Annotated in this window: 9 protein-coding genes and 1 tRNA gene; 3 read left to right on the top strand and 7 right to left on the bottom strand. The window is 68.3% G+C overall.

Going from position 1 to position 13242, the window contains the following annotated elements:
• The first annotated feature begins 175 nt into the window (after positions 1 to 175).
• A tRNA-Asp gene (locus tag LIN44_RS10760) sits at positions 176 to 252 on the top strand.
• A gap of 293 nt (positions 253 to 545) precedes the next feature.
• Positions 546 to 2480 (top strand): SurA N-terminal domain-containing protein, encoded by a 1935-nt coding sequence (locus LIN44_RS10755; RefSeq protein WP_227312077.1) that lies wholly within the window; start codon positions 546 to 548, stop codon positions 2478 to 2480.
• 1391 nt (positions 2481 to 3871) lie between these two features.
• Here the strand turns inward: LIN44_RS10755 and LIN44_RS10750 are convergent.
• Together LIN44_RS10750 and LIN44_RS10745 are read right to left on the bottom strand one after the other, a co-directional pair.
• Entirely contained in the window at positions 3872 to 4984 is a 1113-nt protein-coding gene (locus LIN44_RS10750; protein ID WP_227312076.1) for an IS481 family transposase, read from the bottom strand.
• A gap of 109 nt (positions 4985 to 5093) precedes the next feature.
• The gene (locus LIN44_RS10745) at positions 5094 to 5774 is read right to left on the bottom strand and encodes an arylesterase (RefSeq protein ID WP_304524177.1); all 681 of its coding nucleotides are present in this window, start codon (positions 5772 to 5774) and stop codon (positions 5094 to 5096) included.
• Between LIN44_RS10745 and LIN44_RS10740 the strand changes: the two genes are divergently transcribed.
• Positions 5773 to 6471, top strand: coding sequence for an ABC transporter ATP-binding protein (locus LIN44_RS10740; protein ID WP_062799100.1), 699 nt, complete (start codon positions 5773 to 5775; stop codon positions 6469 to 6471). The two genes, LIN44_RS10745 and LIN44_RS10740, sit on opposite strands and share 2 nt — an antisense overlap.
• A gap of 3 nt (positions 6472 to 6474) precedes the next feature.
• Here LIN44_RS10740 and pgi read toward each other — a convergent pair whose 3' ends face one another.
• The 5 genes from pgi to LIN44_RS10715 form a co-directional block, all read right to left on the bottom strand.
• Positions 6475 to 8118: a glucose-6-phosphate isomerase gene (pgi, locus tag LIN44_RS10735; RefSeq protein WP_227312075.1), complete on the bottom strand. Its 1644-nt coding sequence runs from the start codon at positions 8116 to 8118 to the stop codon at positions 6475 to 6477.
• 249 nt (positions 8119 to 8367) lie between these two features.
• Entirely contained in the window at positions 8368 to 9957 is a 1590-nt protein-coding gene (locus tag LIN44_RS10730) for an NAD(P)H-hydrate dehydratase (protein WP_227312074.1), read from the bottom strand.
• Between the two features lie 6 nt (positions 9958 to 9963).
• Positions 9964 to 11280: a D-amino acid dehydrogenase gene (locus tag LIN44_RS10725; RefSeq protein WP_227312073.1), complete on the bottom strand. Its 1317-nt coding sequence runs from the start codon at positions 11278 to 11280 to the stop codon at positions 9964 to 9966.
• A gap of 45 nt (positions 11281 to 11325) precedes the next feature.
• Positions 11326 to 12636, bottom strand: coding sequence for a TRAP transporter large permease (locus tag LIN44_RS10720; RefSeq protein WP_227312072.1), 1311 nt, complete (start codon positions 12634 to 12636; stop codon positions 11326 to 11328).
• Positions 12636 to 13187: a TRAP transporter small permease subunit gene (locus LIN44_RS10715; RefSeq protein ID WP_227312071.1), complete on the bottom strand. Its 552-nt coding sequence runs from the start codon at positions 13185 to 13187 to the stop codon at positions 12636 to 12638. Before LIN44_RS10715 ends, LIN44_RS10720 begins: the two co-directional genes overlap by 1 nt.
• Positions 13188 to 13242: the final 55 nt, after the last annotated feature.

The following is a 13242-nucleotide window of genomic DNA, read 5'->3' as shown; positions in this document are numbered from 1 at the left end:
GGGTGTGATGCGCTGGCCCCAGCAGGGCCCTTGCATGTCCGGGAAATACAGATATAATGCGGCCTGCTTCTCGGGCACGCCCGGCACAGCGCAGCAAATGGGTCTCTTAAGGCTTTGATTTTCAAAGCGTTTATGCCCGCTGCACACACGCCGGCCCGAAGCAGGCACCGACACAGGAGTGGTAGTTCAGTCGGTTAGAATACCGGCCTGTCACGCCGGGGGTCGCGGGTTCGAGTCCCGTCCACTCCGCCAAGTCTTAAAAGAATGCCCGCGCAAGCGGGCATTTTTCATTGTTGCGGAGTGGAGGAAGCCGCCTGCGCGGCTTCCGGCGGGGCTCGAAGGGCCGCGCTTGCAAGCGCGGCCGCGGCCCGCAGGATGTGGGCGAGTCCCGTCCACTCCGCCAAGTCTTAAAAGAATGCCCGCGCCAGCGGGCATTTTTCATTTCCGCCGCCATGTTTGCCATCCTGCACAACGGATGCCTGCCCACCGGCTCCTGCTAGAATCGCGGAGTTTGTCTTTCGTGCCAATCCACTACCCGAATCCGCATGCTTGATTTCGTACGCAACAACCGGCGCCTGATGCTCTTGCTGCTGCTGGTGCTTGTTTTCCCGTCGTTCGTGTTCTTCGGCGTGGAAAGCTATTCGCGCTTCATGGACAGCTCGCACGATGCCGCCAAGGTCGATGGCCGTGCCATCAGCGCGCAGGAGGTCGATAACGTGGTGCGCGACCAGAGCGAGCGCGCGCGCCAGATCCTTGGCGCCAACTATGACCCGCGCCAGTTCGAGGGCCCGGAGGCACGCAAGGCCGTACTCGAGCAACTGATCCAGCAGCGTGTGATGGCCAATGCGGTGGCCAACGAGCACCTGACGGTGTCGGACGCCAAGCTGGTCGAAGAAATCAACAGCCTGCCGGCGATTGCGCAACTGCCGCGCGGCAAGGACGGCAAGATCGACGACAAGGCTTATCTGCAGCTGCTGCAGTCGCAGGGCATGACGCCCGAGCAGTTCGATGCGCGCATGCGCTTCGAGCTGGCCACGCAGCAGCTGGGCGCATCGGTTGCCGCGACGGCATTCGTGCCGAAGTCGCTGATCGAGCGCCTGATGGCGGTGCGTGACCAGCAGCGCGAGGTGCAGGCGCTGCTGTTCAAGCCGGCCGGCTACAGCGCCAAGGTCCAGCCCGATGCCGCCGCGCTGAAGGCCTACTATGACAGCCACCAGCAGGCCTTCTCGGTGCCGGAGCAGGCCCAGGTGGAATACCTGGTGCTGTCGGGCGAGGCCCTGGCCGCGTCGCAGCCGGTGACGCCGGAAGAACTGAAGTCGTACTACGAAAGCAATATCGCGCGCTTCCGCATCGACGAGCAGCGCCGCGCCAGCCATATCCTGATCAGCGCGCCGAAGGATGCGCCGGCCGCGCAGCGCCAGGCCGCCAAGGACAAGGCGGCCAAGCTGCTGGAAGAGGTGCGCAAGCATCCGGACAGCTTCGCCGAGGTGGCACGCAAGAACTCGCAGGATCCGGGTTCGGCCGAGAAGGGCGGCGACCTCGGCTTCATGGGCCGCGGCGCGCTGGTCAAGCCGTTCGAGGACGCCATGTACGCGCTCAAGGAGGGCCAGATCAGCGACGTGGTCGAGACCGACTTCGGCTACCACATCATCAAGCTGACCGGCACCAAGCCCGCGGAAACCCGGCCGCTGGAATCGGTGCGCACCGAGCTGGAAGCCGAACTGCGCAAGCAGTTCGCCGACAAGAAGTTTGCCGAGCAGGCCGATGCCTTCGGCAATACCGTCTACGAGCAGGCCGACAGCCTCAAGCCCGCCGCCGACAAGTTCAAGCTGACCATCCAGACCGCCGACAACGTCACGCGCCAGCCCAATCCGGCGCTGGGCGCGCAGAGCCCGCTGAACAACGAGAAGCTGCTCAAGGCGCTGTTCAGCGACGACGCCATCAAGAACAAGCGCAACACCGAAGCCGTGCAGGTCGCGCCCAACACGCTGGTGGCCGCGCGCATCGTCGCGTACCGCCCGGCGACCGTGCGCAAGTTCGAAGACGTCGAAGCGCAGGTGCGCGAAGGCTATATCGCCCAGCAGGCGGCGGAACTCGCGCGCAAGGATGGCGAAGCGCGGCTGGCCAAGCTGAAGCAGGCCGACAGCGCCGAGGGCTTCGGCCCGGTGCAGACGGTGTCGCGCACCAAGGCTGAGGGCATGGCGCCGCAGGCGGTGGAAGCGGTCATGCGCGCCGATGCCGCCAAGCTGCCGGCGCTGGTGGGTGTCGACCTGGGCGCGCAGGGCTATGCGGTCTATCGCATCACCAAGGTCAGCCAGCCGGCACAGGCCAATCCGGCGCAGCGCCAGGCCGAGGCGCAGCAGCTGGCGCAGCTGGCCGGCCAGACCGATCTGCAGGCCTTCTATGAAAGCCTGAAGGCCCGCGCCAAGGTCAAGCTGCTGGCGCCCGCAGGCGCGACGCAGGAGCAGGGCGCGGAGTGAGCCGCGCAGGACGGCGCCACGCCGGCCGCGTAGGAAATACAAACCTCTGCCATGCGGCAGGGGTTTTTTGATGGATCATCGTGGAATTCCGGGGGATGATGCAGGTGCCCACGGATTGATGCGATTGACTTCGTGGATGCGCCGGCCCTCACCCCCGCCCCTCTCCCGCAAGCGGGAGAGGGGAGCAAACCGGCGGCAGCAGGCAAGCTCTCAGCACGTTCACTTGCCTCCGGCCTTCCAGCTTCCGCTTGTGTACTCCCTCTCCCGCTTGCGGGAGAGGGTTGGGTGAGGGCGGGAGCGTCAACGAAGTAAAGGCTGTCGCGATTGCCACCGCCTGCCCTCACCCCCGCCCCTCTCCCGCAAGCGGGAGAGGGGAGCAAACCGGCGGCCGCAAGCAAGCTCTCAGCACGTTCATTTGCCTCCGGCCTTCCAGCTTCCGCTTGTGTACTCCCTCTCCCGCTTGCGGGAGAGGGTTGGGTGAGGGCGGGAGCGTCAACGAAGTAAAGGCTGTCGCGATTGCCACCGCCTGCCCTCACCCCCCCCCCCTCTCCCGCAAGCGGGAGAGGGGAGCAAACCGGCGGCAGCAAGCAAGCTCTCAGCACGTTCACTTGCCTCCGGCGTTCCAGCTTCCGCTTGTGTACTCCCTCTCCCGCTTGCGGGAGAGGGTTGGGGTGAGGGCGGGAGCGTCAACGAAGTAAAGGCTGTCGCGATTGCCACCGCCGGCCCTCCTCGCCCCTCTCCCCGCAAGCGGGAGAGGGGAGCAAACCGGCGGCAGCAAGCAAGCTCTCAGCACGTTCATTTGCCTCCGGTCTTCCAGCTTCCGCTTGTGTACTCCCTCTCCCGCTTGCGGGAGAGGGTTGGGGTGAGGGCGGGAGCGTCAACGAAGTAAAGGCTGTCGCGATTGCCACCGCCGGCCCTCACCCCCGCCCCTCTCCCGCAAGCGGGAGAGGGGAGTAAACCGGCGGCAGCAAGCAAGCTCTCAGCACGTTCACTTGCCTCCGGCCTTCCAGCTTCCGCTTGTGTACTCCCTCTCCCGCTTGCGGGAGAGGGTTGGGGTGAGGGCGGGAGCGTCAACGAAGTAAAGGCTGTCGCGATTGCCACCGCCGGCCCTCACCCCCGCCCCTCTCCCGCAAGCGGGAGAGGGGAGCAAACCGGCGGCAGCAAGCAAGCTCTCAGCACGTTCACTTGCCTCCGGCCTTCCAGCTTCCGCTTGTGTACTCCCTCTCCCGCTTGCGGGAGAGGGTTGGGGTGAGGGCGGGAGCGTCAACGAAGTAAAGGCTGTCGCGATTGCCACCGCCGGCCCTCACCCCCGCCCCTCTCCCGCAAGCTGTATGGACCGGGGACATGGGTAACACATGTGCCAGGACATGGGTAACAGTCCAGTCTCCAGTTTAATTGGCCTCCTGTAGGTCTATTGTGGCCACCTTCTGATGGCAGAAGTAGACATCAAAGGTGCCGTCCAAATCCACGCGAGGGCGCAGCGCTACGGGCGTTCCGACCAAGGCTCGTCCGACCCGGAACGTCTTTCCTCGGAAGCAGATGCGCCCACCGTCGCCTACCTTTCGCACGATGTCATCGCTGCCGTACTCGATAGGCGGGAGCTCGCGCGGCATCGTCCGTGGACTAGGCGCATAGCGGCTTGCGGGTGTCTCCATATCCAGGGCGTGGTGTGGGCGCTTGAAGTTGTACACGTGGCGCCAATGGCTGAAGTGATGCTGCGCATCGTCCAGATCCCGGAAGCGCTGGTTGGCCAACAGCTCTGCCTGCATGGTTCGATGGAAGCGCTCGTCCTTACCGTTGGTCTGCGGATGGCGAGGTCGGCTATGACTGAGCCGCACCCCCAGGCGGATCAGCCAAGCACCCAACGTGGTAAGTGCACGGGGCACTGGAGAACCCCAGGGCGGGCCGTTGTCTGCATTGATGCGCTCGGGCAGCCCATAGCGCGCAAAAGCCTTCTCTAACGCTTCCTGTACGGATTCAAACTGTTCGTTGCCCAAGGCCCTGAGCAGCACATTGAACCGGGAGTGATCGTCCAAGACCGTGAGTGGGTGGCACCGCTGCGTGTCGGTAGCGAAGTGGCCTTTAAAGTCAATTTGCCATAGTGCATTGGGCCGGTCGTGCTCGAAGCGCTGCCAGGCAGTAGCGGCCGCGCTGGCGGCCGGATCGATCAAGCCATGGCGGCGCAGCACCCAATTGACTGTGCTCGGCGCGATTTGGACGCAGTGGTCACGCTCCAGTACGCGTGCGATCTTGCGGGCGCCCCAGGCCGAATGTTCGGCTCGGATCGCTAGCACGCCCTCTTCGACGGCAGCTGGCGTTCGGCCGGGAGAGCTATGTGGCCGCCGAGTTCGGTCGTCCAGATCCTCTCGGTTCAACCACTTGTAACCGGTCTTGCGACTGATGCAGAAGCGGCGGCAAAGCTCCGCAATATTGGCGTCCGCCTGGCGTGCCAGGCGGACGAACTCTTCTCTTTGCTGCTTCACGGTGGTTTGGCTCCAGGGCAACGTTGTCCTCCCGCTGACTAAGCGGGAAAAGTGTTACCCATGTCCTGGCACACCTGTTACCTATGTCCCCGGTCTATACAGCAAGCAGGAGAGGGGAGAAAACAGGCGATCACTTCGCCGCGCCGCGCTTGAGCAGTGGCTTGAGCTGCGGCCACACCGTATCGAGCAACGCCGGCTGCGCCGCGGCGGTCGGGTGGATGCGGTCGGGCTGGAACCAGTCTTGCCGCGCGATCACCTGGTCGAGGAAGAAGGGCACCAGCCGCACCTTGTATTCGCCCGCCAGCCTGGGATAGAGCGAGACGAATTTCTCGGTGTAGTCCTGGCCGTAGTTGGGCGGGATGCGCATGCCGATCAGCAAGACGCTCGCGCCCGCCTGCTGCGCCGTGGTGACCAGGTTGCGCAGGTTGGCCTCGGTGGACTGCAGCGGCAAGCCGCGCAGCGCGTCGTTGGCACCCAGCTCGATTACCACGATGGCGGGGCGGTGCCGCGACAGCAGCTCGGGCAGGCGGGTCTTGCCGCCGATGGTGGTCTCGCCGCTGATGCTGGCATTGACGACGCTATAATCGAAGCGCTCCTGCCGCAGCCGGTCCTGCAGCAGCGTGACCCAGCCCGCGCCGCGCGCGATGCCGTATTCGGCCGACAGGCTGTCGCCCAGCACCAGCAGCGCGGGGGACGTGGCCTTTGCCGGCGCGCTGGCCGGGGCCTGTGCCTGAGCCGCGGCCGATATCGCCAGCGCCATGCCGGCTGCCAGCAGCAGCCTGCGCCTTTTCCCTCGGATCCCTATATCCATGTCTTCTTCCATTCTTGCAGTCGAATCCCTCGGAAAGACCGTGGCCGACACGACCGGTTCGCTGACGATTTTGCACGACGTGACCTTTTCCGTCACGCCGGGCGAAACGCTTGCCATCGTCGGCGCGTCGGGATCCGGCAAGTCGACGCTGCTGGGGCTGCTGGCCGGGCTGGACCTGCCCAGCACCGGCACGGTGCGGCTGCAGGGCCAGGACCTGTATGCGCTGGATGAGGACCAGCGCGCCGCGGTGCGCGGCCGGCATGTCGGCTTCGTGTTCCAGTCGTTCCAGCTGGTGGGCCACCTGACCGCGCTCGAGAATGTGATGCTGCCGCTGGAGCTGCGCGGCGAAACCGCGCAGGTGCGCGAGCGCGCCGTCGACATGCTGCAGCGTGTGGGCCTGGGCGCACGCCTGGGCCACTACCCGCGCACGCTGTCGGGCGGCGAGCAGCAGCGCGTGGCGCTGGCGCGCGCCTTCGTCGCGCGCCCGGACATCCTGTTTGCCGACGAACCGACCGGCAGCCTCGATACCGCCACCGGCGAAGCGGTGATCGCGCTGATGTTCGAGCTGAACCGCGACGCCGGCTCGACGCTGGTGCTGGTCACGCATGACCGCTCGGTGGCGTCGCGCTGCGGGCGCGTGCTGACCATCGACGCCGGCCGCGTGGCCAGCGACGAATGGATCGGCGCCGAGGTCTAGCGGCTAGCTCGCCGCGCCCGCCTTCAGCACCGCGCGGGCGCGCGCGATCAGCGCGGCGGTAGAGGCATCGTGCTGGCCGGTGGCGGTGCCGGCCAGTTCGGCCTCGATCGGCCGCGCCAGGATCTTGCCCAGCTCGACGCCCCACTGGTCGAACGAGTTGATCCGCCACACCACGCCCTGCACGAAGGTGCGGTGCTCGTACAGCGCAATCAGCGCGCCCAGCACATTGGGTGTCAGGCTCTCCATCAGCAGCGTGTTGCTGGGGCGGTTGCCGTCGAACGCCATATGCGCGATGCGCACTTCGTCTTTCATTCCGCTGGCGCGCAGTTCGTCGGCACTGCGCCCGCGCATCAGCGCCTCGGCCTGCGCGAAGCAATTGGCCAGCAGCTTGGCGTGATGGCCCGGCAGGCGGCGCGGCGGCACCAGCGGCGCGACGAAATCCACCGGCACCACCTGCGAGCCCTGGTGGATCTGCTGGAAGTAGGCGTGCTGGCCGTTGGTGCCGGCCGTGCCCCACACCACCGGCGAGGTATGCGTGCGGATGCGCTGCCCGTCGAGCTGCACCGACTTGCCGTTGCTTTCCATCTCCAGCTGCTGCAGGAAGGCGGGAAACAGCTCCAGCGAGGTGGAATAGGGCGCCATGCAGCTGGTGGGCAGGTTCCAGAAGTTGCGGTACCAGATCCCCAGCATGCCGAGGATCACCGGCATGTTGCGCTCCAGCGGCGCGGTGCGGAAGTGTTCGTCCATCGCGCGGCCACCGGCCAGCAGGTCGGCAAAGGCATCGAAGCCCACCGCCAGCGTGATCGACAGGCCGACCGACGACCACAGCGAAAAGCGCCCGCCGATCCAGTCCCAGAACTCGAACATATTGGCCGGGTCGATGCCGAATTCGCGCACGGCCTCGGTGTTGGTCGAGACCGCGACGAAATGCTTGGCCAGGTCCTGTTCGGCCACGCCGCTGGCGACAAACCAGGCACGCGCGCTGCGCGCGTTGGCCATGGTTTCCAGCGTGGTGAAGGTCTTGGAGCAGACGATCACCAGGGTCCGCTGCGGGTCCAGCCGCACCAGGGTCTCGGCCAGGTCGGTGCCGTCGACATTGGAGACGAAGTGCATGCGCGGTGCGGTATGGCCGTCGGCGTCGGCCAGGTGCGACAGGGCCCGGCACACCATGCGCGGCCCCAGGTCGGAGCCGCCGATGCCGATGTTGATGACATCGGTGATGCGCTCGCCGGTGGCGCCCTTCCACGCGCCGCTGCGCACGCGGCCGGAGAAGTCGCGCATGCGTGCCAGCACCTGCTGGATGGCCGGCACCACCGCTTCGCCGTCGACCTTGTAGCCCGCGCCGGCGGTGGCGCGCAGCGCCACATGCAGCGCTGCGCGGTCTTCGGTGGTGTTGATATGCTCGCCCGCGAACATCGCGTCGCGGCGGCGGGTAACGCCGGCCTCGGCCGCCAGCTGCATCAGCAGGCCCATGGTTTGCGCCGTGATGCGGTTCTTCGAGTAATCGAGATAGAGGCCGGCGGCCTCCAGCGAGCATTGCGCGACGCGCTGTGCGCCTTCGCGATCGAACCAGTCGCGCATCTGGGCGTCGCGAAGGGTGTCATGGTGCCGCAGCAGGGCATTCCAGGCGTGAAGGTCAGTGGGCATGCAGGACTAGCGTGCAGGACTAGCGGGGTTGCGGGGCGCGAGCCGCGTGGCGTTGCCGGCTTGCAAGACGGAGCGGTAAGTATATCGCCAGCCATCGCGGCCTCGACCCGTGCGGCGGCGTCATATCGTTACCACTTGCAACATAGCAGCCGCGGCGCCGCGCGAGTATCGGTCGTTGTCTGACGGCGGCGTCGCCACCGCCGCCGGCATGTGCCGGAACGCGCTTGCCACGTGCGCCTCACCTGCGCCTCACGCGCGCGCCGCACCCAGCAACTGGTTGAATATGGCGCGCGCCGGCGCATGCAGTTCGCTTGCCGTGACGCCTGCCGGGCCCGTGCCCTGTTCGACCAGCACATCGGCGGCACGGCCGTGGATCCACACCGCCGCCTGCGCCGCGGCCAGCGGCGCCATGCCCTGCGCCAGCAGCGCGCCCAGCATGCCGGCCAGCACGTCGCCGGTGCCGGCGCTGGCCAGTGCCGCGTTGCCGGTCGGGTTCAGCGTCCACGGGCTGCCGTCGGGCGCGGCGATCACGCTGCCCGAGCCCTTCAGCACGACCACGGCCCGCCATTGCGCGGCCAGCGCCGCGGCGGCGGCGGGCCGGTCGCGCTGGACCTCGGCCACCGGCACGCCCATCAGCCGCGCGGCTTCGAGCGGATGCGGCGTGATCACGGTGGCCGCGTCGCGCGTGGCCAGCGCGCCGGCGAGCGCCGGCTCGGCGGCGAGCAGGTTCAGGGCATCGGCATCCAGCACCAGCGGCAGCGGCGCGGCCTGCAGCAGCCGCGCCAACTGCTGGCGCGCGTTGGCATCGGTGCCCATGCCCGGGCCGATCACCAGCGCCGACATCGAGCCGAGCGCGAGCGCGTCGACCGCATGCAGCATCAGTTCCGGATGCAGCGGATCGAACAGCGGTGCCGGCTGCGCCAGGAAGCCGATATGCACCTTGCCCGCGCCCAGCCATTGCGCGGCGCGGGCGCCGAGCAGCGGAGCGCCGGTCATGCCGAGGTTGCCGCCGATGACCGCCAGCGCGCCATGCGTGCCCTTGTGGCTGGCGTGGCGACGGCGCGGCAGCGCGGCACCGAACAGCGCGGGGCCGTTCACCAGGCCCTGCGGCGCTTCGCGCGGGGGATAGTCCAGGCCGATCGGCGCGATGTCGACCGCGCCGGCGCAGTCGCGCCCGTCCAGCGTCAGCAGGCCGGGCTTGGCGGCAATGAAGGTCAGCGTGCGCTGCGCACGCACGGCCGGCGCGCCCGCGCCGGTGTCGGCCGACAGGCCGCTGGCAATGTCCAGCGCAAACACCGGCAGCGCGCCGCGATTGAGTTGTGCGATCCACCACGCCATGCGGCCGTCGGCGGGGCGGTTCAGGCCGATGCCGAGCAGGCCGTCGACGATCGCGGCGGTGCCGGCGGGCCAGCGCAGGTCCTGCGCGGTATCCACCTCCGCCATCACGCGCGACGGCACGCCCGCGGCCTGCGCCTGCTGCCATGCGCGGGCGGCATCGTCAGGCAGGCGCTGCGGATCCGCAATCAGCCATACCTGCACCGCGCGGCCGGCGCGGTGCAGCTGCGTGGCGGCGACCAGCGCATCGCCGCCGTTATTGCCGGGACCCGCGAGCAACAGCAGCGGGCCCTCGGGTGCGTGGCAGGCGAGCCAGCGTGCCGCCACCGTGCCGGCGCGCGACATCAGCGTGAACGCCGGCAGTTGCGCCAGCGCGGCGTGTTCGAGGCGGCGGATGGCGGCCACGTCGTAGAGCGGCACCGGGCCGGGTGCGGCGGCATCCAGGGCATGCCAGCCTTCACCCTGGCCAGAGGGCGTGATGACGGCGGAGGCAGAGGAGCTCATGTCGGCTTATCTGGCCGGCCCCAGTCCGTAGCGGTCCGGCAGCAGGCCTTCCATGTCGATGTCGGGGCCGTCGCGGCCGGAGCGGTCGGCGCGAGCGCCCGCGCTGGCGGCGATCTGGTCAGCCGCAATCTTGCCTGATCCGCAGCTCATCGCCCAGCCCGTCGAGCCATGGCCGAGGTTCAGGAACAGCCCGGGCACCGCGGTCGGGCCGATCAGCGGCGGGCCATCGGGCAGCATCGGCCGGGCGCCGGCCCATTGCGTCGCTTCCTGGTAGTTGCCGGCCACCGGGAACCAGTCGCGCGCGACCTTGATCAGCGTGTTGAGCGCGGCGGGGCGCAGGTCGAGCCGGCGCGAGCCCAGCTCGGCCGTGCCGGCCACGCGCAGCCGGTTGCCCATGCGCGTCATCGCAACCTTGTAGGACTCATCCATCAGCGCACCGAGCGGGGCCTGCAGCTCGTCGCGGATCATCACCGTCACCGAATAGCCCTTGACCGGATACAGCGGCACGCGCAGGCCCAGCGGGCGCAGCAGCGCGGCGCTGTCGGCGCCGGCGGCGACCAGCACGCGGTCGGCGCTCAGTACCGGGGCGGCATCGCCGCCGCCGGTGGGTGCCAGCGCGAGGTCGAGCTTGCCGGCCTGGCCCGGCCGGATCTGCGCGACCCGGGTCTCGAAGCGGAACGACACGCCCGCGGCCTCGGCATGCCGGTGCAGCGCGCGCACGAACATCGGGCAGTTGCCGGATTCGTCTTCGGGCAGATGCAGCCCGCCGGCCAGCGGCGTGCCGGCGGCCAGGCCCGGTTCGATCCGCCGGCATTCCTGCGCGCTGACCAGCTGGTGCGGCACGTTGTTCTCGCGCAGCAGGGCGATGGCGGGCCCGGCCAGGTCCAGGTCGCGCGCGGTGCGGAACAGCTGCAGGTAGCCCTGCGCTTGCTCGTAGTCGATCTCCAGCTCGCTGCGCAGCCGGTGCAGGCACGCGCGGCTGTAGAACGCCAGCCGCTGCATGCGCAGCTTGTTGGCGCGGTAGCGCTCCAGCCGGCATTCGCGCAGCCAGCGCGCGATCCAGCGCCACATGGCCGGGTCGGCGGCGGGCCGGAACAGCACCGGCGCCTCGCGCGCGAAGAGCGTGCGCAGGATCTTGGCGGGCATGCCGGGCGCGGCCCATGGCGTGACGTAGCCGGGCGCGATCACGCCGGCATTGCCGAAGCTGGCTTCCTGCGCCGGCGCGCCGCGGCGCTCGAGCACGGTCACGTCGAAACCGGCCTGCCGCAGGTACCAGGCGGAGCTGACGCCGATCGCGCCGGCGCCGATGACGATCACATGCATCGGTGTGGCAGCCTCCGTGCGAATCCGTTGCGGTATCCGCCCATGCTATTTGACTTCCTGCTGCATGACCAGGTCCGGCAGCCAGGTCACCACGGCCGGCCAGATCGTGACGATGGCGATCGCCACCACCATCATCATGAAGAAGGGCAGCGAGACCCGCGCGATGTAGTTGCTGTCCTTGCCGGTCATGCTCTGCAGCACGAACAGGTTGAAGCCCACCGGCGGCGTCACTTCGGCAATCTCCACGAGCAGCACGATGAAGATGCCGAACCAGACCAGGTCGAAGCCGGCCGCCTGCACCATCGGCAGCACCGTGGCGGTGGTGAGCGCAATCATCGAGATGCCGTCCAGCGCCGTGCCCAGCACGATGTAGATCACCGTCAGCACCGCGATCAGCGCCCACGGCGACAGCTGCAGCGCCGCCACCCATTCGGCCAGCGCGCGCGGGATGCCGGTAAAGCTCATGGTCACCGACAGGAACGAGGTGGCGCCCAGCACGAACATGATCATCGCGGTCAGCCGCGTGGCCGACATCAGGCTGTCCCAGAATGCCGCGCGCGTGAGCGAGCCGCCGGCCCAGGCCAGCGCCAGCGACGCCACCACGCCATAGGCGGCGGCTTCGGTGGCGGTGGCGTAGCCGGTCACCATGATCCAGGTGATGAAGGCGATCAGCACGATGCACGGCAACAGCTGCCGGATCGACGCCAGCCGGGCGCGCCAGCCGAAATGCTCCGACGCCGGGGTCTTGTCCGGGTTGGCCAGCGCCCACACCACGATGTAGCCCGAGAATAGCAGCATCAGCAGCAGCCCCGGGATGAAGCCGGCCAGGAAAACGCGGATGATCGACACGTCCGCCGAGACCGCGTACACCACCATCGTGATCGACGGCGGGATCAGGATGCCGAGCGTGCCGGCGCACGACAGCGAACCCAGCGTGACGCGTTCGTCGTAGCCGCGCCGGGTCAGTTCCGGCAGCGCCGATTTGGCGATGGTGGCGCAGGTGGCCGCCGACGAGCCCGACACCGAGCCGAAGATGCCGCAGCCCAGGATATTGACGTGCATCAGCCGCCCGGGCAGCCAGCTCAGCCAGGGCGACAGCCCGCTGAACATCTGCTCCGACAGCCTGGTGCGGAACAGGATCTCGCCCATCCACACGAACAGCGGCAGCGATGCCAGCGTGTACGAGGCGCTCGACGACCACCACGCATTGGCCAGGCTGACCAGCGCCTCGCGGTCCGAGAACACCACCAGCCCGACCCACGACGTGACCGCGATGGCCACGGGAATCCACGCGCCCAGCGCGAGGAAGACGATCAACACCAGCAGCAGGATCAGGGCAACCACGACCGTGCTCATCAGACCGTCTCCCCGAAATCGCCGGCGGCGAGCTTGGCTTCCTGGGCCAGCTGGTAGCGCGGCTTCTGCCGCCGCACCACGCGCAGCCATTCATCCGCCACCGCCAGCAGGAAACCGGTGCAGCCCAGCACCGCGAAGCTTTGCGGTATCCACAACGGAATCACGATCTGGCCCTGCGAGACATCGCCGATCTCCCAGCTCTGCCACGCAAAGGTGCCCAGCGCCCAGGCCGCATAGGCGGCGAACAGCAGGCACACGCTCAGCGAGACCAGCTCCAGCAGCCAGCGCCGGCGCGGCCCGACCGCGCCCAGCAGCATCTCCACGCGCACGATGCCGCCATGCTGGAAGGTCTGGCCGAGCACCAGGAAGGCAGAGGCGGCGCACAGCCAGGCCACGATGTCGTCGCCGCCCTTGAAGATCACCGAGGTTTCACGCGATAGCGACATCAGGATCATGATCGCGCAGACGGCGAGGATGCACAGCGCGCCGAGCGCGGCGAACAGGTCCAGCAGGCGGTCGAGCCAGCGCTTGGAGGAGGGGGCAGTTGGCATGATGGCCGGCGCAAGGGAAGGATGGCCTCCCCGCATGGCGGCCGGCGCGGCCGCG

The sequence above is a fragment of the Cupriavidus sp. MP-37 genome (assembly GCF_020618415.1).
Classification (GTDB): Bacteria; Pseudomonadota; Gammaproteobacteria; order Burkholderiales; family Burkholderiaceae; genus Cupriavidus.
This window is presented reverse-complemented; position numbering and strand designations above follow the sequence as displayed.

Coding starts and splice junctions, on each gene's coding strand:
- LIN44_RS10755 (WP_227312077.1), top strand. CDS start 546: ATGCTTGATTTCGTACGCAACAACCGGCGCCTGATGCTCTTGCTGCTG.
- LIN44_RS10740 (WP_062799100.1), top strand. CDS start 5,773: ATGTCTTCTTCCATTCTTGCAGTCGAATCCCTCGGAAAGACCGTGGCC.
- LIN44_RS10745 (WP_304524177.1), bottom strand. CDS start 5,774: ATGGATATAGGGATCCGAGGGAAAAGGCGCAGGCTGCTGCTGGCAGCC.
- pgi (WP_227312075.1), bottom strand. CDS start 8,118: ATGCCCACTGACCTTCACGCCTGGAATGCCCTGCTGCGGCACCATGAC.
- LIN44_RS10730 (WP_227312074.1), bottom strand. CDS start 9,957: ATGAGCTCCTCTGCCTCCGCCGTCATCACGCCCTCTGGCCAGGGTGAA.
- LIN44_RS10725 (WP_227312073.1), bottom strand. CDS start 11,280: ATGCATGTGATCGTCATCGGCGCCGGCGCGATCGGCGTCAGCTCCGCC.
- LIN44_RS10720 (WP_227312072.1), bottom strand. CDS start 12,636: ATGAGCACGGTCGTGGTTGCCCTGATCCTGCTGCTGGTGTTGATCGTC.
- LIN44_RS10715 (WP_227312071.1), bottom strand. CDS start 13,187: ATGCCAACTGCCCCCTCCTCCAAGCGCTGGCTCGACCGCCTGCTGGAC.